Genomic DNA, 16,189 nt, shown 5'->3' with positions numbered 1-16,189 from the left:
CGCCATCGCCAGCAAGCCGGCTCCTGCAAGGGTCAGATCACGCATACCAACGGACATCCGGTCATGACCCAACTCCCCACCGACATCAAACTGCACAAAGCCTCGAAAACCCTGTCGCTCAAATACGCGACCGGCGAGGAATACACCCTGCCCGCCGAGTTTCTTCGGGTGCACTCCCCCTCCGCCGAGGTCCAGGGCCACGGCAAACCTATCCTGCAATTTGGCAAGATCAACGTAGGACTGACCAAGATAGAACCGGCCGGTCAGTACGCACTGAAACTCACTTTCGACGACGGCCACGACAGCGGCCTGTTCACTTGGGAATACCTCTACGAACTGGCGCGACGTTATGACGCACTGTGGGAAGACTATCTTGCCGAGCTCAAAGCGGCCGGAAAAACCCGCGATCCGAACGAATCTGTCGTCAAACTGATGCTCTAGCCCGAGCCTCTTGTTCATTAGAAGGCATTTTCTAATTTCATCTGCTTGAATGCTCCGCTCCAGGACCTCTGATTGGTCTGCTTGCGAAAAAAATTAAACTCGGGTAACCAATGGAACTGGCAAGTTCCCTGCAGTGCTCTCTGCATTAAAAAAGCAGCGATGCAGTATTAACGGTCACCCCGAGCAGCAGTACCTGGCATTAGCTGTGAGACTACACAGCGCGACCCGGTACTCGTCTCAGGACAATGGAGCGTCGTAGATGAGTAACAAGAATAACGATGACTTGAAGTATCAAGCCTCCGAAAACACCTTGGGGCTGAATCCTGTCGTTGGACTGCGTGGAAAAGATCTACTGGCTTCAGCTCGAATGGTGCTCAGACAGGCCGTCAGGCAACCGATTCACAGTGCCAAGCATGTCGCGCATTTCGGCCTTGAACTCAAGAACGTGCTGCTTGGCAAATCCGAGCTGCAACCGACCAACGAAGACCGTCGTTTCGCTGATCCGGCCTGGAGCCAGAACCCGCTCTACAAACGTTATCTGCAGACTTACCTGGCGTGGCGCAAGGAGCTCCACACCTGGATCGACGAAAGCAATTTGCCGGCGCATGACGTCGGGCGCGGGCATTTCGTCATCAACCTCATGACCGAAGCACTCGCTCCGTCCAATACGGCGGCCAACCCCGCAGCGGTCAAACGCTTCTTCGAAACCGGCGGCAAAAGCCTGCTCGACGGTCTCTCCCATCTGGCCAAGGACATCGTGCACAACGGTGGCATGCCGAGCCAGGTCAACATGGGCGCGTTCGAGGTCGGCAAGACCCTGGGCGTGACCGAAGGCGCAGTGGTCTTTCGCAACGACGTGCTGGAACTGATCCAGTACAAGCCGACCACCGAGCAAGTCTATGAGCGCCCACTGCTGGTAGTACCGCCACAGATCAACAAGTTCTACGTTTTCGACCTAAGCCCGGAAAAGAGCTTGGCGCGGTTCTGCCTGCGCAGCAATGTTCAGACGTTCATCGTCAGCTGGCGCAACCCGACCAAGGCGCAACGCGAGTGGGGCCTGTCGACTTACATTGAGGCGCTCAAAGAAGCCGTCGACGTGATCACTGCAATCACCGGCAGCAAAGACGTGAACATGCTCGGCGCCTGCTCCGGCGGGATCACCTGCACCGCACTGCTGGGCCACTACGCGGCAATCGGCGAAAAAAAGGTGAATGCCCTGACCCTGCTGGTCAGCGTGCTCGACACGACCCTGGACAGCGACGTTGCCCTGTTCGTCAACGAGCAAACCCTCGAATCCGCCAAGCGTCACTCCTACCAGGCCGGTGTGCTGGAAGGCCGCGACATGGCGAAAGTCTTCGCCTGGATGCGCCCCAACGACCTGATCTGGAACTACTGGGTCAACAACTACCTGTTGGGCAACGAGCCGCCGGTGTTCGACATTCTGTTCTGGAACAACGACACCACTCGCCTGCCTGCCGCGTTCCACGGCGACCTGATCGAAATGTTCAAAAACAATCCATTGATCCGCCCGAACGCACTGGAAGTGTGCGGCACGCCGATCGATCTCAAGCAGGTCACTGCCGACATCTTTGCCCTGGCCGGCACCAGCGACCACATTACCCCGTGGCGCTCCTGCTACAAGTCGGCCCAACTGTTCGGCGGCAAGGTTGAATTCGTGCTGTCCAGCAGCGGGCATATCCAGAGCATCCTGAACCCGCCAGGCAACCCGAAATCGCGCTACATGACCAGCACCGAAATGCCCGTCAACGCTGATGACTGGCAGTTGGAGTCGACCAAACATACCGACTCCTGGTGGCTGCACTGGCAGGCCTGGCAGGCCGAGCGTTCGGGCAACCTGAAAAAGGCACCGTTGAAACTGGGCAACAAGGCCCATCCGGCAGGTGAAGCTGCACCCGGCACCTATGTACATGAGCGGTAACTGACACACCTCGCCCCTTGTAGGAGCGAGCTCGCTCGCGATGGACGTCAACGATAACGCGCGCTGTCTGGATGAATGCGTTGCCTTTGCGTTTTTCGCGAGCAAGCTCGCTCCTACAGGGGATCGGGGAAGAATTTGACAACGCGACCCACAGGGCCCCGAAGCATGCCGCAACCCTTTATATTCCGTACCGTCGAGCTGGATGGCCAGACGCTCCGCACGGCGGTACGCCCCGGCAAGCCTCACTTGACGCCCTTGCTGATATTCAACGGCATCGGCGCCAACCTGGAGCTGGTATTTCCGTTCATCGCGGCGCTCGACCCGGACCTGGAAGTCATCGCTTTCGACGTGCCCGGTGTTGGCGGCTCGTCGACGCCGAACCGGCCTTTTCGGTTTCCGGGTCTGGCGAAGCTGACGGCGCGGATGCTCGACTACCTCGATTACGGGCAAGTCAACGTGATCGGTGTGTCCTGGGGTGGCGCGCTCGCCCAGCAGTTTGCCTTTGACTATCCCGAGCGCTGCAAGAAGCTCGTATTGGCCGCCACCGCGGCCGGTGCGGTGATGGTGCCGGGCAAGCCGAAAGTGCTTTGGTTGATGGCCAGCCCGCGGCGTTACATTCAGCCGTCCCACGTGATCCGCATTGCGCCGTTGATTTACGGTGGCTCGTTCCGTCGCGACCCGACCCTGGCCGCCAGCCATGCCGCAAAAGTGCGATCGGCCGGCAAGCTCGGTTACTACTGGCAACTGTTCGCCGGCGTTGGCTGGACCAGCATCCACTGGCTGCACAAGATCAAGCAGCCGACCCTGGTGCTGGCGGGCGATGATGACCCGCTGATCCCGCTGATCAACATGCGCGTACTGGCCTGGCGGATTCCCAACGCCCAGTTGCACATCATCGATGACGGGCATTTGTTCCTGATCACCCGGGCCGAAGCGGTCGCCCCGATCATCATGAAATTCCTGGAAGAGGAGCGACAGCGCGCGGTGATGCATCCGCATCCGGCGCCAATGGGCGGCTAAACCTTGATTGAAAGGGAACGGCAGGACGCCGTGCCGCGCAACAACCCATTACAGCGTCTATGGTGTTCTGGTTCGGTATTTGTATTTGGCCTGAAGACGAAGGAGTGTTGAGTCATGCGCGATAAACCCGTGAGGGAGTCTCTACCCACTCCCGCCACGTTCATCAACGCACAAAGTGCGATCACCGGTCTGCGCGGCCGGGATCTGCTGTCGACTCTGCGCAGTATGGCCGCTCACGGTTTGCGAAACCCGGTGCACACGGCACGCCATGCCTTGAAACTGGGCGGTCAACTGGGGCGCGTGTTGCTGGGGGACACCCTGCACCCGACCAACCCGCAGGACGCCCGTTTCGCGGACCCGGCATGGAGCCTCAACCCGTTTTATCGTCGCAGCCTGCAGGCCTACCTGAGCTGGCAGAAACAGGTCAGTCAGTGGATCGACGAGAGCAACATGAGCCCGGACGACCGTGCCCGTGCGCACTTCGCCTTTGCCTTGATCAACGACGCCATGTCACCTTCCAATAGCCTGCTCAATCCGCTGGCGATCAAGGAAATCTTCAACTCCGGCGGCAACAGCCTGGTGCGCGGCATGGGCCACCTGGTGGACGACCTCCTGCACAACGATGGCCTGCCCCGGCAAGTCACCAAGCATTCGTTCGAGGTCGGCAAAACAGTCGCCACCAGCACCGGCGCGGTGGTGTTTCGCAATGAGCTGCTGGAGTTGATCCAGTACAAACCCATGAGCGAAAAACAGTACTCAAAACCCCTGCTGGTGGTGCCACCGCAGATCAACAAGTTCTACATTTTTGATTTGAGCCCGCACAACAGCTTCGTCCAGTACGCACTCAAGAATGGCCTGCAAACCTTCGTGATCAGTTGGCGCAACCCGGATGTGCGCCACCGTGAATGGGGGCTGTCGACTTACGTTGAGGCCGTGGAAGAAGCCATGAACGTCTGCCGGGCCATCACCGGTGCCCGAGAGGTCAACCTGATGGGCGCCTGTGCCGGCGGGCTGACCATTGCGGCGTTGCAGGGACACTTGCAGGCCAAGCGACAGCTGCGCCGGGTCTCCAGCGCGACGTACCTGGTGAGCCTGCTCGACAGCCAACTGGATTCGCCTGCCACCCTGTTCACTGACGAACAGACCCTGGAAGCCGCCAAGCGCCGTTCTTACCAGAAGGGCGTGCTGGACGGGCGCGACATGGCCAAGGTCTTCGCCTGGATGCGCCCTAACGATTTGATCTGGAGCTACTTCGTCAACAATTACCTGTTGGGCAAAGAACCGCCAGCATTCGACATCCTCTACTGGAACAACGACAACACGCGCCTGCCTGCCGCCCTGCACGGTGATTTGCTCGACTTCTTCAAGCACAACCCGTTGAGCCATCCGGGCGGTCTCGAAGTCTGCGGCACGCCGATTGATTTGCAGAAGGTGACCGTCGACAGCTTCAGCGTTGCCGGGATCAACGACCACATTACGCCGTGGGATGCGGTGTATCGCTCAACGCTGCTGCTGGGTGGCGAGCGACGCTTCGTGCTGTCCAACAGCGGTCACATACAAAGCATTCTCAATCCACCGAGCAACCCGAAAGCCAACTACGTCGAGGGCGCCAAGCTGAGCAGCGACCCACGGGCCTGGCTCTACGACGCCAAACAAGTCGAGGGCAGCTGGTGGGGCCAATGGCTGAGCTGGATCCAGGAACGCTCGGGCGCGCAAAAAGAAACACACGCGGCGCTCGGCAACCAGAACTATCCACCGATGGAGGCGGCACCCGGCACTTACGTGCACGTGCGCTGACGTTCAACGAGCCACGGCAGCTGCCTGCCGTGGCATGACCTGATCGATAAGAAGACTGGATGAAAACCCGCGACCGGATCCTCGAATGTGCCCTGAGTTTGTTCAATGAAAAGGGCGAACCGAATGTCTCCACCATGGAAGTTGCCAACGAAATGGGCATCAGCCCAGGGAACCTCTACTACCACTTCCACGGCAAGGAACCGCTGATTCTCGGACTGTTCGAACGCTTTCAAAGCGAACTCGCGCCACTGCTCGACCCTCCGCCCGATGTCGAATTGGCACCCGAGGATTACTGGCTGTTCCTGCACCTGATCGTCGAACGCCTGTCGCACTACCGGTTTCTGTTCCAGGACCTGTCGAACCTCGCCGGGCGCTTGCCGAAACTGGCCAAGGGCATTCGCAATCTGCTCAATTCACTCAAGCGCACATTGGCGTCGTTGCTGGCGCGTTTGCAGGCGCAAGGCTTGCTGGTCAGTGAAACCCAGGCGCTTGGGCAACTGGTGGAACAGATCACCATGACATTGCTGTTTTCACTGGACTACCAGCGAATTCTCGGCCGCGAAGGTGAAGTGCGACTGGTGATTTACCAGATCATGATGCTGGTGGCGCCGCACCTGCTTGCGTCGATGAAGGCGGCGACCGAACAGATGGCGATGGAGTATCTGGAAGACCAATGAGATCTGTAGGAGCTGCCGAAGGCTGCGATTTTTTTCCATACAAACAAAAACGCCCGACCTTCACAGGCCGGGCGTTTTCATGAGCCCTGAAATCAGGACTGACTGGTTGGCGTCGATGGAGCTGGCGCGGCAGTCGGGGTTACAGCAGGGGTCGGCGCGATTGCAGAGTTCGACGAACTGACTGCAGGTGCCGGGGTTGCCGGTTTGGCGGCAGCCACTGCTGGTTTTGGCGCTGCTGCTTTCGGCGCAGCCGGCTTTTTCACAGCTGGTTTTTTCGCCGCAGCAGGTTTAGCCGCTGCGGTTTTGGCCGCAGGTTTAGCTGCTGGCTTGGCAGCCGGTTTAGCGGCGGCTTTCGCGGCAGCTGGTTTGGCCGCTGGCTTGGCTGCAGCAGGTTTTGCTGCCGCTGTCTTGGCCGCTGGTTTTGCAGCTGCTTTAGCCAGTGGTTTTGCAGCGGCTTTGGCTGCTGGTTTGGCTGCTGCAGTTTTCGCTGCAACAGGCGCAACCTTGGCACCGGTCAGCTTTTCGATTTGCTTGGTCAGGGTATCGACCTTGCTGTGCAGTGCCTTGACTTCATTGCGGCTCGGTACGCCCAGGCGCGAAATGGCACTGTTCAGGCGCTTGTCGAAAGCCCCTTCCAGTTCATCCCACTTGCCCAGCGCACGGTCCTTCACGCCGCTGATGCGCGACTTGGCCGAAGAAGCGGAGTCCTTGGCGGCGTCGACGGTCTTGCCAACAGCGCTCTTGGTGAGCTTCTCGGCTTTCTCGCCGTCCTTAACCAATGCATCGAAGAGCTTGCTGCCGTCAGTGTCGATCTTCGAGTACACGCCTAAGCCAGCCAGCCAGATTTTGCGGGAGTAGTCTTCGACTTTCCCGATCCACGAGCTGCCTTCTTTGTCAGTAGTCTTTTTGCCAGCCATCCCGTTCTCCTTAAGATTTACGCGCGACACGTTCGAGCAATGCCGTCAGCTCATCGAGCTTAGCAGAGAGTGTCTCAACGTCATGTTTAGACGGAATGCCGATACGATTCAAGGCACTTGCGACACGAGTGTCAAACGCCTTCTCGACACGATCGAGTTGAACTTCGACCTTGCCTTTGAAAGTGCTCACTTCGGTCTTGGCTTCATCGATCTCGGCATTCGCTGCTTCAAGTTTCTCAGCGACTACTTTTTTGCCTTTCTTTTCAACAACCTGACCTGCCTTGATCAGTTCCTGAAAGTACTCGCCACCCTCTTGACCGACCTTGGTGTAAGCACCCAGGCCTGCCAGCCAGATCTTGCGGGCATAGGATTTGACGTCGCCCAGAGCAGTGGTCGATGCGTCGATTTTTTTCTTCAGAATAACTTTGGCCATGGTGCACCTCACGCGCAGAAGGTTTGAGGAACTGCCCGCAAGAAGTGTCGGGCTTGGGCACAAAGGTAGGGAGAAAAATTAGAAACGGCACCCTAACAACTGACATAGATAGAGGGTTGCCTCTGACTGTAGGAGCAAGCTTGCTCGCGAAGGCATCACCTCGGTGCAACTGAAATACCGAGTTGCCTGCATCACCAGCAAGCGTGCTCCTACAAGAGCGCGTTTATGCGAGGGCTTTATCCAGCGCCTTTTCGATTTCCGCTTTGATCATGCCGCTCATGGCCGACATCATCAGGCCCAGCTCCACATCGACCTTGATCAAATCTTCGCTGACATGCACCGCGCCTTTCACGCCCGAACGCTTGAGGTTCAAGGTGTCGCCGGACCATTGCGGCTCCAGGCCATACTGGTCGGAAAGTTTCTGCGCCAGCTTGTCAGCCTTCTCGCGGGCCGCTTCCTTACCCAGGCCGTGGGTACGTTCAACACTAATATGGGCCATTGAATGACTCCTGCTTTATGAATGCTTGTTCGGTGAATCTTGACCGCCACTGCGGCAAAACGTCCCGAGGGTGATCCATCTTACCTTCAGCCTTGCCAAGACAAAGCATCCCTTGGGGATTAGAATGTCGCGCATTCTCTTTTGGTGACAGCGATATGACTGATCAGCGCAAAGGCAGCGATGCCGAACCCACCACTCACTTCGGCTTCAAAAACGTTCCGGAAAGCCAGAAAGCGGAAAAAGTCGCTGAGGTTTTCCATTCGGTAGCCGCCAAGTACGACCTGATGAACGACCTCCTGTCGGGCGGCATGCACCGTCTGTGGAAGCGCTTTGCGATCGAATTGTCCGGCGTGCGCAGCGGCAACCGCGTGCTCGACATCGCCGGTGGCACGGGCGACCTGACCAAAAAGTTCTCGCATCTGGTAGGCCCGACCGGCCAGGTCGTGTTGGCCGACATCAACGAATCCATGCTCAAGGTCGGTCGCGACCGCCTGCTGGATCTGGGTGTGGCCGGCAACGTCGAGTTCGTCCAGGCCGACGCTGAAAAGCTGCCGTTCCCGGACAACCATTTCGACTGCGTGACCATCGCTTTCGGCCTGCGCAACGTCACGCACAAGGAAGACGCCCTGCGTTCCATGCTGCGCGTGCTCAAGCCGGGCGGTCGTTTGCTGGTACTGGAATTTTCCAAGCCGACCAACGCGCTGATGTCCAAGGCCTACGATGCCTACTCGTTCGCCTTCATGCCCCTGATGGGCAAGCTGATCACCAACGACTCGGAAAGCTATCGTTACCTCGCCGAATCGATCCGCATGCACCCGAACCAGGAAACCCTGAAGTCGATGATGGTCGAGGCCGGTTTCGACCGCGTGACCTATCACAACATGACTGCAGGCATCGTCGCTCTGCACCGCGGCATCAAGCCCTGATGCTGCTCGCCGGCCTGCTCGCCAGCGTTGAACTCGGCATCAACCGGGTGCTGCGTCTCGACAGCACGGCGCTGCCGCGGCTGGCGCATCTGACCGGCAAAGTGATTGCGGTCGACTGTCGCAGCCCGGCGCTGCAACTGTTCATCCTGCCCAGCGACGAAGGCCTGATGCTCGCCTCCCAATGGGAAACCGGCGCCGACTGCACCTTGCGTGCACCGGCCTCGAGCCTGTTGAAACTGGCCATGAGCAAGGACAAGACTTCGATCCTGCACGGCCCTGAAGTCGAACTCGATGGCGACAGCGGCGTGCTGCTGGAACTGGCGGCGATCCTTCAGGACCTGGAGCTGGACTGGGAGTACGAGCTGTCGCGCTGGCTCGGCCCCGTGGCCACGCAACTGGTCGGCGGTCACCTGCGCAGCCGCGCCCGCTGGTATCAGCAAGGCTTCGCCAGCCTGGGGCAGAACCTGAGCGAATACCTGGCCGAAGAATCGCGCACCCTCGTCGGTCAGCGCGAAGCCGAAGCCCGATTCAGTGAACTGGACCGGATCAAACTTGATCTGGAACGTCTCGAGGCGCGTTTCGAGCGCCTTTCCCGATCCCTCGACCCAAGCGATAACGCATGAAGCTGCTTGCCGTCCGCCGTTTGTTGCGCATCCAGCGCGTCGTGATCCGCTACCGCCTCGATGACCTGCTGTTCGCCCTGCCGCTGCCCTGGTTCTTGCGGGCGCTGCGTTATGCCTTGCCGTGGCGCTGGTTCCCGCGCAAGACCCTGGACCTGAGCCGTGGCGCACGCTTGCGCCTGGCGTTGCAGGACCTGGGGCCGATCTTCATCAAGTTCGGGCAGATCCTGTCCACCCGTCGCGACCTGCTGCCCGAAGACATCGCCGATGAGCTGATGAAGCTGCAGGACCGCGTACCGCCGTTCGACTCGCAGGTGTCGGTCAAGCTGATCGAAGAACAGCTCGGCAAGAAAATCAGCGAAGTGTTCAGCCGTTTCGACGTTGAGCCGCTGGCCTCTGCGTCGGTGGCCCAGGTGCATGCCGCACAGTTGAAAACCGGCGAAGAAGTCGTGGTCAAAGTGATCCGCCCGGGACTCAAGCCGATCATCGCCCAGGACCTGGCGTGGCTGTTCATTCTTGCCCGCACCGCCGAAAAACTCTCGTCCGATGCGCGTCTGCTGCACCCGGTGGACGTGGTCAGCGATTACGAAAAAACCATCTACGACGAACTCGATCTGTTGCGCGAAGCGGCCAATGCCAGCCAGTTGAAGCGCAATTTCGAAGGCTCGCCACTGCTGTATGTGCCGCAAGTCTATTGGGACTGGTGCCGCCCGAAAGTGCTGGTGATGGAGCGCATCTACGGCATCCAGGTCACCGATCTGACGACCTTGGCCGACCAGCGCACCGACATGAAAATGCTCGCCGAACGCGGCGTGGAGATCTTCTTCACCCAGGTGTTCCGCGACAGCTTCTTCCATGCCGACATGCACCCCGGCAACATTTTCGTCAGCACCGTGACTCCGTGGAGCCCGCAATACATCGCGATCGACTGCGGCATCGTCGGCAGCCTGACCCCGGAAGACCAGGATTACCTCGCACGCAACCTCTTCGCCTTCTTCAAGCGCGATTACCGTCGTGTAGCGCAGCTGCACATCGACTCGGGCTGGGTCCCGGCGGAAACCAAACTCAATGAATTCGAAGCCGCGATCCGCACCGTGTGCGAGCCGATCTTCGAAAAACCGTTAAAAGACATTTCCTTCGGCCAGGTGTTGATGCGCCTGTTCCAGACCGCGCGTCGCTTCAACATGGAAGTGCAGCCACAGTTGGTCCTGCTGCAAAAAACCCTGCTGAACATTGAAGGTCTGGGGCGTCAGCTGTATCCGGACCTCGACTTGTGGAACACCGCGCAACCGTTCCTCGAACGCTGGATGCGCGAGCGCGTCAGCCCCAAAGCCTTGCTCGGCAACGTGCACAGCCAGTTCGAACAGCTGCCGCACCTGGCCAACATGGCCCGCGACCTGCTCGAACGCATGTCCCAGCCCCACGCCTACGACCCGCCGCCACCGTGGCATCGACGCCGCGACGACTGGTTCCTGCGCCTGCTCGGCACCACGCATCTGGCTGGCGGCGCCATCCTGGCCGCTGGCGGGCCATTGAATCAGTTGGCCTATTGGCCGGCTGGCATCATGATGGCCGTCGGTTTGTATCTGGTCGTTCGTCGATAGCCAGTTGGGTTAACGACTGGCACACTGTTTGAACGTTGGGTTCGACTAATGAAGTGTCGGGCCCGCTGTCGGAGTCGAAGATGAAAAACTGGCTGGACGAGATCAAGTGGGACGCCGACGGCCTGGTGCCGGCGATTGCCCAGGATCACAAGACCGGGCGCGTCCTGATGATGGCCTGGATGAACCGCGAAGCACTGGAACTGACCGCTGCCGAGAACCGTGCCATTTACTGGTCGCGTTCCCGTGGCAAGCTGTGGCGCAAGGGCGAAGAGTCCGGCCACGTGCAAACCCTGCACGAGATGCGCCTGGACTGTGACGCCGACGTGATCATTCTGATGGTCGAGCAGATCGGCGACATCGCCTGCCATACCGGCCGTCAGAGCTGCTTCTACCGCGTCTATGAGAACGGCGACTGGACAACAGTCGACCCGGTTCTGAAAGATCCGCACGCCATCTATTCCGCAGGACACAAACATGAGTGACACTCTGACCCGTCTGGCCGAGGTACTGGAGGAGCGCAAAGGCGCCGCCGCCGACAGCTCGTATGTCGCCAGTCTGTACCACAAGGGCTTGAACAAGATTCTGGAAAAAGTCGGCGAAGAGTCGGTCGAAACCATCATTGCCGCCAAGGATGCCGCCATCAGCGGTGACTGCAGCGATGTGATCTACGAAACCGCCGATTTGTGGTTCCACAGCATGGTCATGCTCGCCCAACTGGGGCAGCATCCTCAGGCTGTACTCGATGAACTGGACCGTCGCTTCGGTCTGTCCGGACACGCCGAGAAAGCCTCGCGCCCGTCCGCCTGAATAACTGTTAGAGAGGAGCAGCAACATGGGCATTTTTGACTGGAAACACTGGATCGTCATCCTGGTTGTTGTCGTACTGGTGTTCGGTACCAAGAAGCTGAAAAATCTCGGCACTGACGTCGGCGAGTCGATCAAGGGCTTCCGCAAAGCCATGAACGATGACGAAAAACCGGCCGACCCGAACGCGACCCCGGCCCAACCGGTTCCGCCTGTTCAGCCACAAGCTTCTGTGAACCAGCCGCACACCATCGACGTGCAGGCGCAGAAAGTCGAAGAGCCGATCCGCAAAGACGTGTGAGCACTGACTAATGTTTGGTATCAGCTTCTCTGAACTGCTGCTCGTCGGCCTCGTCGCCCTGCTGGTGCTGGGTCCCGAGCGCCTGCCGGGCGCAGCGCGAACCGCCGGCCTGTGGGTCGGGCGCCTGAAGCGCAGCTTCAATGCGATCAAACAGGAAGTTGAACGTGAAATCGGTGCTGACGAAATTCGTCGGCAACTGCACAACGAACACATCCTGTCGCTTGAGCAGGAAGCGCGGAAGATCTTCACGCCGACCCAGCAAGAGCCGACACCTGTCGAGCACGTGGGCGAGCAGACGATTCAAACGCCTGCCGCCGCTGTCCCACCGGCAGCCGCTCCGATAGCGGAACCTGCGCCGGTTGTGGCAGCAATGCCGGTTGAACCCGTTGCTCCAGCCGCCGCGCCGACAACGCCAGCGCCTACTGACACCACTTTGCCGCCGCGAGCCCCATGAGCGATCTCCCTGAAAATGACCAGCACATGCCGCTGGTTTCGCACCTCACCGAGTTGCGTACCCGCCTGCTGCGCTGCGTAGCGGCGATCTTCATCATTTTTGCCGGGCTGTTTGCCTTCACCCAGCAGATCTACACCTTCGTCTCGACGCCGCTGCGTGCTTACCTGCCCGTTGGCGCGACGATGATTGCCACCGATGTGTCGTCGCCGTTCCTGACGCCACTGAAGCTGACCATGATGGTCTCGCTGTTCCTGGCGATCCCGGTGATCCTGCATCAGATCTGGGGCTTCATCGCACCTGGCCTGTACAAGCATGAAAAACGCATCGCCATGCCCTTGCTGGTCTCCAGCATCTTTCTGTTCTACGCCGGCATGGCGTTCGCCTATTTCCTGGTGTTCCCGCTGATCTTCAAGTTCTTCGCCGCCGCCACCCCGGCCGGTGTGGAAATGATGACCGACATCACCAGCTACCTCGACTTCGTCATGACGCTGTTCTTCGCCTTCGGCGTGGCGTTCGAAATCCCGGTGGCCGTGGTGCTGCTGGTGTGGATCGGCGTGGTCGACGTCAAGTACCTGAAGAAAATCCGCCCGTACGTGATCATCGGCTGCTTCGTGGTCGGCATGATCCTGACGCCGCCGGACATCTTCTCGCAGACCCTGCTGGCCATACCGATGTGGATGCTGTTTGAAGTCGGCATCCTGTTTGGCAGCCTGATCAGCAAGCGTGGCGAGCATCCGGACGATCAACCGGCTGACGATCACAACGACCAGCCGCCAGCGACCCAAGCGTGAACCTGCTGCTCCTCGAAGAGGCCGATTTCATTGCGGCCGACCGGGCGATCCTGCGTGATCGCCGGTTGACGCACATGCAGGAAGTTCACCGCTGTGAAGTCGGCGACAGCATGCGCGTCGGGCGAATCGGCGGGCTGATGGGCTCGGCCGAAGTGCTGCGCCTGGACGCCGATGAAGCCGAACTGCGCGTCTCCCTCGACCAACCGCCACCGGCCAAGCTGCCGCTGACCCTGGTGTTGGCACTGCCACGGCCCAAAATGCTGCGCAGGGTGTTTCAGACCGTGGCGGCCATGGGTGTGCCGCGGATCGTGCTGGTCAACAGCTATCGCGTCGAGAAGAGCTTCTGGCAGACACCATTCCTTGAACCTGAAGCGATTCGTGAACAGTTGATTCTTGGCCTCGAACAGGCCCGGGACACTGTGCTGCCAGAAATCATGATCGAGAAGCGCTTCAAGCCGTTCGTTGAAGACCGTCTACCCGCGATCGCCGAAGGCACCCTCGGCCTGGTTGGCCACCCCGGCAACTACCCGCCCTGCCCCCGCGGCCTCAGCGAACCGGTGACCCTGGCCATCGGCCCGGAAGGTGGCTGGATTCCTTACGAGATCGACTTGCTGGGCAAGTCCGGCCTGCAAGCGGTACAACTGGGCGATCGAATCCTGCGCGTCGAAACCGCCGTGACCGCGCTGCTGGCACGCCTTTTCTAAACCCCCGACACAATCACTGTGGCGAGGGGGCTTTTCCCCGCTTGGTCGCGAAGCGGCCACTGCTGTTGCTCCGGTCAAACCGCATGCACCACTTTTACGGCTGCTGCGCACCCGAACGGGGGCAAGCCCCCTCGCCACAGCTCACCACGCATCTGAAAAACTCTCAGCACCTTCAGATACGCCCAGTGCAGCCGATACATCTCCCATAAAACCAAATGATGGTCCGGGGAGTTTTCAGCATGTACCAATGGCTAGCCGAGAGTCTGGGAAACGTCAGCGTCAAACGCAAACTGGGGATCGGGTTTGGTCTGGTGCTGTCTCTGACCCTGTTGATCACCTTTACCGGCTGGACCGGCCTGAGCGACGTGATCAGTCGCGGCGATAAACTGGGTTTCATTTCCGAGATCAATGGGCTGACCAAAGATCTGCGCATCGCGCGCCTGGACTACGAAATGCGTCGCGGCGAACAAGGCCCGGGCGTCGTCAACGACTTGCTGGGCAAGCTCGAAACCAGCCTTCAGACCGCCCGCACCCTGATCGAGCAACCGGCTGATGCCGCCAAGGTTGATCAGCAATTGACTGCACTCGCCGAGTACCGTCGCGCGTTCAGCGAAATGATCCAGGCCGGCGCCGACCGCGAAGATGCCCGCAGCAAACTCGGCAGCACCGCCGACAACGCCGTAGCCCGCGTGGCCGACGTGGAAAAATCCATGCTCCAGGGTGAAAGCGTGAGCGCCTTCAACAGCGTGATCGACCTGAGCAAACTGATCCAGCAGGCGCGCTTCCAGGTTCGCGGTTACACCTACAGCGGCAAGAGCGACGCCGAACAGCCCGCGCTGAACGCTATCGATGACGCCCTGAAAAACCTCGAAAGCCTGCCAGCCAAACTGCCTGAGGAACATCTCGCCAACCTGCAACAGGCGACCGACTCGCTCAAGGCCTATCGTGCCGCCGTCAGCCAGTTCCGCGACTCACAGTCCGCCAGCGCCAAGGCACTGGTGCGCATGGCTGCCCAAGGCAACATCCTGCTGGACGTGAGCAACCAACTCACCACCTCGCAAACCGTTATCCGCGACACCGACGCTGCCCATGCCAAAAACATGCTGACCCTCGCCACCGTGCTCGCCACAGCTTTCGGCCTGCTGGCCGGGTGGGCGATCACCCGCCAGATCATCATTCCGCTGAACCAGACCCTGGCCGTGGCCCAGCGTGTGGCCAGCGGCGATCTGACCCAAAACCTGATCTCTCAGCGTCGCGATGAGCTCGGCCAGCTGCAGCGCGCCATGCAGAGCATGACCCAAGGCTTGCGCGAACTGATCGGCGGCATCAGCGATGGCGTGACGCAGATTGCCAGCGCCGCCGAAGAGTTGTCCGCCGTCACCGAGCAGACCAGCGCCGGGGTCAACAATCAGAAGATTGAAACCGACCAGGTCGCCACTGCCATGAACGAGATGGCCGCCACCGTGCAGGAAGTCGCGCGCAATGCCGAGGAAGCCTCCGAAGCCGCCGTCGCCGCTGACCAGCAAGCTCGCGAAGGTGACAAGGTAGTGGGTGAAGCCATCGCGCAGATCGAGCGCCTGGCCAAGGAAGTGGGTCATTCCACCGAGGCAATGGGCGAACTCAAGCGCGAAAGCGACAAGATCGGCAGCGTGCTCGACGTGATCAAATCCGTGGCCCAGCAAACCAACCTGCTGGCACTCAACGCCGCGATTGAAGCCGCTCGCGCCGGTGAAGCCGGACGCGGTTTTGCCGTGGTCGCCGATGAAGTCCGCAGCCTGGCCCAGCGCACCCAGAAGTCCACGGAAGAAATCGAAGAGCTGATCGTCGGCCTGCAAAACGGCACCCAGCAGGTCTCGACCATCATGGACAACAGCCGCGCCCTGACCGACAGCAGCGTCGAACTGACCCGCCGTGCCGGTGGTTCACTCGAAAGCATCACCCGCACGGTCTCGGCGATTCAGGCGATGAACCAGCAGATTGCCGCTGCCGCCGAACAGCAAAGCGCCGTGGCCGAGGAGATCAACCGCAGCGTGCTGAATGTGCGTGATGTGTCGGATCAGACTTCCGCTGCCAGTGAGGAGACAGCGGCCTCCAGCGTTGAGCTGGCACGGTTGGGGACGCATTTGCAGATGTTGGTGGGCAAGTTCAGGGTTTGAGGTGATCCGCATGCCTCGGCTCACTCAGGACCGAGGTGATGCAATCGCGGGCAAGCCCACACAAAGTTTCCGGCGCTCATGCGGTTTGCGTAACACCACCGGACCC

Annotated in this window: 18 protein-coding genes and 1 pseudogene; 16 read left to right on the top strand and 3 right to left on the bottom strand. The window is 59.9% G+C overall.

Annotation, left to right across the window (positions count from 1 at the left end):
* The first annotated feature begins 63 nt into the window (after positions 1–63).
* The 5 genes from CKW15_RS05360 to CKW15_RS05340 all read left to right on the top strand — a co-directional run bounded on the left by CKW15_RS05360 (position 64) and on the right by CKW15_RS05340 (position 5,874).
* Positions 64–441, top strand: a complete 378-nt coding sequence (locus CKW15_RS05360) for a gamma-butyrobetaine hydroxylase-like domain-containing protein (protein ID WP_095151761.1) — start codon at positions 64–66, stop codon at positions 439–441.
* Positions 442–700: 259 nt separating this feature from the next.
* On the top strand, positions 701–2,380 hold the full coding sequence (gene phaC / locus CKW15_RS05355; protein WP_095056498.1) for a class II poly(R)-hydroxyalkanoic acid synthase: 1,680 nt from the start codon (positions 701–703) through the stop codon (positions 2,378–2,380).
* A gap of 165 nt (positions 2,381–2,545) precedes the next feature.
* Positions 2,546–3,400 (top strand): poly(3-hydroxyalkanoate) depolymerase, encoded by an 855-nt coding sequence (gene phaZ / locus CKW15_RS05350; RefSeq protein ID WP_095056499.1) that lies wholly within the window; start codon positions 2,546–2,548, stop codon positions 3,398–3,400.
* A 114-nt stretch (positions 3,401–3,514) separates the two neighbouring features.
* The gene (gene phaC, locus CKW15_RS05345; RefSeq protein WP_095056500.1) at positions 3,515–5,197 is read left to right on the top strand and encodes a class II poly(R)-hydroxyalkanoic acid synthase; all 1,683 of its coding nucleotides are present in this window, start codon (positions 3,515–3,517) and stop codon (positions 5,195–5,197) included.
* Between the two features lie 59 nt (positions 5,198–5,256).
* Complete coding sequence (locus CKW15_RS05340; protein WP_095056501.1) at positions 5,257–5,874, top strand: TetR/AcrR family transcriptional regulator; 618 nt, start codon at positions 5,257–5,259, stop codon at positions 5,872–5,874.
* A 92-nt stretch (positions 5,875–5,966) separates the two neighbouring features.
* Here the strand turns inward: CKW15_RS05340 and CKW15_RS05335 are convergent, their stop codons facing one another.
* The 3 genes from CKW15_RS05335 to CKW15_RS05325 form a co-directional block, all read right to left on the bottom strand.
* Positions 5,967–6,791 (bottom strand): phasin family protein, encoded by an 825-nt coding sequence (locus tag CKW15_RS05335; RefSeq protein WP_095056502.1) that lies wholly within the window; start codon positions 6,789–6,791, stop codon positions 5,967–5,969.
* Between the two features lie 10 nt (positions 6,792–6,801).
* Complete coding sequence (locus tag CKW15_RS05330; protein ID WP_095056503.1) at positions 6,802–7,224, bottom strand: phasin family protein; 423 nt, start codon at positions 7,222–7,224, stop codon at positions 6,802–6,804.
* Positions 7,225–7,447: 223 nt separating this feature from the next.
* The gene (locus tag CKW15_RS05325) at positions 7,448–7,723 is read right to left on the bottom strand and encodes a polyhydroxyalkanoic acid system family protein (RefSeq protein ID WP_095151760.1); all 276 of its coding nucleotides are present in this window, start codon (positions 7,721–7,723) and stop codon (positions 7,448–7,450) included.
* A 155-nt stretch (positions 7,724–7,878) separates the two neighbouring features.
* Between CKW15_RS05325 and ubiE the strand changes: the two genes are divergently transcribed.
* The 11 genes and pseudogenes from ubiE (at position 7,879) to CKW15_RS29015 (ending at position 16,083) form a co-directional block, all read left to right on the top strand.
* Positions 7,879–8,649 (top strand): bifunctional demethylmenaquinone methyltransferase/2-methoxy-6-polyprenyl-1,4-benzoquinol methylase UbiE, encoded by a 771-nt coding sequence (ubiE, locus tag CKW15_RS05320; protein WP_060542605.1) that lies wholly within the window; start codon positions 7,879–7,881, stop codon positions 8,647–8,649.
* Positions 8,649–9,272 (top strand): SCP2 domain-containing protein, encoded by a 624-nt coding sequence (locus CKW15_RS05315; protein ID WP_095056505.1) that lies wholly within the window; start codon positions 8,649–8,651, stop codon positions 9,270–9,272. Before ubiE ends, CKW15_RS05315 begins: the two co-directional genes overlap by 1 nt.
* Positions 9,269–10,873 (top strand): ubiquinone biosynthesis regulatory protein kinase UbiB, encoded by a 1,605-nt coding sequence (ubiB, locus tag CKW15_RS05310; RefSeq protein ID WP_095151759.1) that lies wholly within the window; start codon positions 9,269–9,271, stop codon positions 10,871–10,873. Before CKW15_RS05315 ends, ubiB begins: the two co-directional genes overlap by 4 nt.
* 80 nt (positions 10,874–10,953) lie before the next feature.
* Positions 10,954–11,355 carry a phosphoribosyl-AMP cyclohydrolase gene (gene hisI / locus CKW15_RS05305; RefSeq protein ID WP_007989281.1) on the top strand — a complete coding sequence of 134 codons (402 nt, stop codon included), beginning with the start codon at positions 10,954–10,956 and terminating at the stop codon, positions 11,353–11,355.
* The gene (locus CKW15_RS05300; RefSeq protein WP_008047820.1) at positions 11,348–11,680 is read left to right on the top strand and encodes a phosphoribosyl-ATP diphosphatase; all 333 of its coding nucleotides are present in this window, start codon (positions 11,348–11,350) and stop codon (positions 11,678–11,680) included. The genes hisI and CKW15_RS05300 overlap by 8 nt, the downstream gene beginning before the upstream one ends.
* A gap of 25 nt (positions 11,681–11,705) precedes the next feature.
* Entirely contained in the window at positions 11,706–11,978 is a 273-nt protein-coding gene (locus CKW15_RS05295) for a twin-arginine translocase TatA/TatE family subunit (RefSeq protein ID WP_053153307.1), read from the top strand.
* Between the two features lie 10 nt (positions 11,979–11,988).
* A complete protein-coding gene (gene tatB, locus CKW15_RS05290; protein ID WP_095056507.1) occupies positions 11,989–12,432 on the top strand; it encodes a Sec-independent protein translocase protein TatB in 444 nt (147 codons plus the stop codon).
* Complete coding sequence (tatC, locus tag CKW15_RS05285; RefSeq protein WP_095056508.1) at positions 12,429–13,223, top strand: twin-arginine translocase subunit TatC; 795 nt, start codon at positions 12,429–12,431, stop codon at positions 13,221–13,223. Before tatB ends, tatC begins: the two co-directional genes overlap by 4 nt.
* Positions 13,220–13,927, top strand: a complete 708-nt coding sequence (locus CKW15_RS05280; protein WP_095151758.1) for a 16S rRNA (uracil(1498)-N(3))-methyltransferase — start codon at positions 13,220–13,222, stop codon at positions 13,925–13,927. Before tatC ends, CKW15_RS05280 begins: the two co-directional genes overlap by 4 nt.
* 215 nt (positions 13,928–14,142) lie before the next feature.
* A pseudogene (locus CKW15_RS29020) lies at positions 14,143–15,228 on the top strand (methyl-accepting chemotaxis protein); the annotation flags it as partial.
* Entirely contained in the window at positions 15,211–16,083 is an 873-nt protein-coding gene (locus tag CKW15_RS29015; protein ID WP_371856286.1) for a methyl-accepting chemotaxis protein, read from the top strand. The pseudogene CKW15_RS29020 and the gene CKW15_RS29015, both read left to right, overlap by 18 nt.
* The last annotated feature ends 106 nt before the right edge of the window (positions 16,084–16,189 follow it).

Source organism: Pseudomonas sp. Irchel s3b5 (assembly GCF_900187435.1).
GTDB lineage: Bacteria > Pseudomonadota > Gammaproteobacteria > Pseudomonadales > Pseudomonadaceae > Aquipseudomonas.
This window is presented reverse-complemented; position numbering and strand designations above follow the sequence as displayed.

What these genes read in the sequence shown, in the direction of transcription:
- CKW15_RS05295 (WP_053153307.1), top strand. Translation starts at nt 11,706, where the DNA reads ATGGGCATTTTTGACTGGAAACACTGGATCGTCATCCTGGTTGTTGTC.
- phaZ (WP_095056499.1), top strand. Translation starts at nt 2,546, where the DNA reads ATGCCGCAACCCTTTATATTCCGTACCGTCGAGCTGGATGGCCAGACG.
- CKW15_RS05330 (WP_095056503.1), bottom strand. Translation starts at nt 7,224, where the DNA reads ATGGCCAAAGTTATTCTGAAGAAAAAAATCGACGCATCGACCACTGCT.
- CKW15_RS29015 (WP_371856286.1), top strand. Translation starts at nt 15,211, where the DNA reads ATGCAGAGCATGACCCAAGGCTTGCGCGAACTGATCGGCGGCATCAGC.
- CKW15_RS05315 (WP_095056505.1), top strand. Translation starts at nt 8,649, where the DNA reads ATGCTGCTCGCCGGCCTGCTCGCCAGCGTTGAACTCGGCATCAACCGG.
- ubiB (WP_095151759.1), top strand. Translation starts at nt 9,269, where the DNA reads ATGAAGCTGCTTGCCGTCCGCCGTTTGTTGCGCATCCAGCGCGTCGTG.
- tatC (WP_095056508.1), top strand. Translation starts at nt 12,429, where the DNA reads ATGAGCGATCTCCCTGAAAATGACCAGCACATGCCGCTGGTTTCGCAC.
- ubiE (WP_060542605.1), top strand. Translation starts at nt 7,879, where the DNA reads ATGACTGATCAGCGCAAAGGCAGCGATGCCGAACCCACCACTCACTTC.
- CKW15_RS05360 (WP_095151761.1), top strand. Translation starts at nt 64, where the DNA reads ATGACCCAACTCCCCACCGACATCAAACTGCACAAAGCCTCGAAAACC.
- phaC (WP_095056498.1), top strand. Translation starts at nt 701, where the DNA reads ATGAGTAACAAGAATAACGATGACTTGAAGTATCAAGCCTCCGAAAAC.
- CKW15_RS05325 (WP_095151760.1), bottom strand. Translation starts at nt 7,723, where the DNA reads ATGGCCCATATTAGTGTTGAACGTACCCACGGCCTGGGTAAGGAAGCG.
- CKW15_RS05335 (WP_095056502.1), bottom strand. Translation starts at nt 6,791, where the DNA reads ATGGCTGGCAAAAAGACTACTGACAAAGAAGGCAGCTCGTGGATCGGG.
- phaC (WP_095056500.1), top strand. Translation starts at nt 3,515, where the DNA reads ATGCGCGATAAACCCGTGAGGGAGTCTCTACCCACTCCCGCCACGTTC.
- CKW15_RS05300 (WP_008047820.1), top strand. Translation starts at nt 11,348, where the DNA reads ATGAGTGACACTCTGACCCGTCTGGCCGAGGTACTGGAGGAGCGCAAA.
- hisI (WP_007989281.1), top strand. Translation starts at nt 10,954, where the DNA reads ATGAAAAACTGGCTGGACGAGATCAAGTGGGACGCCGACGGCCTGGTG.
- CKW15_RS05340 (WP_095056501.1), top strand. Translation starts at nt 5,257, where the DNA reads ATGAAAACCCGCGACCGGATCCTCGAATGTGCCCTGAGTTTGTTCAAT.
- tatB (WP_095056507.1), top strand. Translation starts at nt 11,989, where the DNA reads ATGTTTGGTATCAGCTTCTCTGAACTGCTGCTCGTCGGCCTCGTCGCC.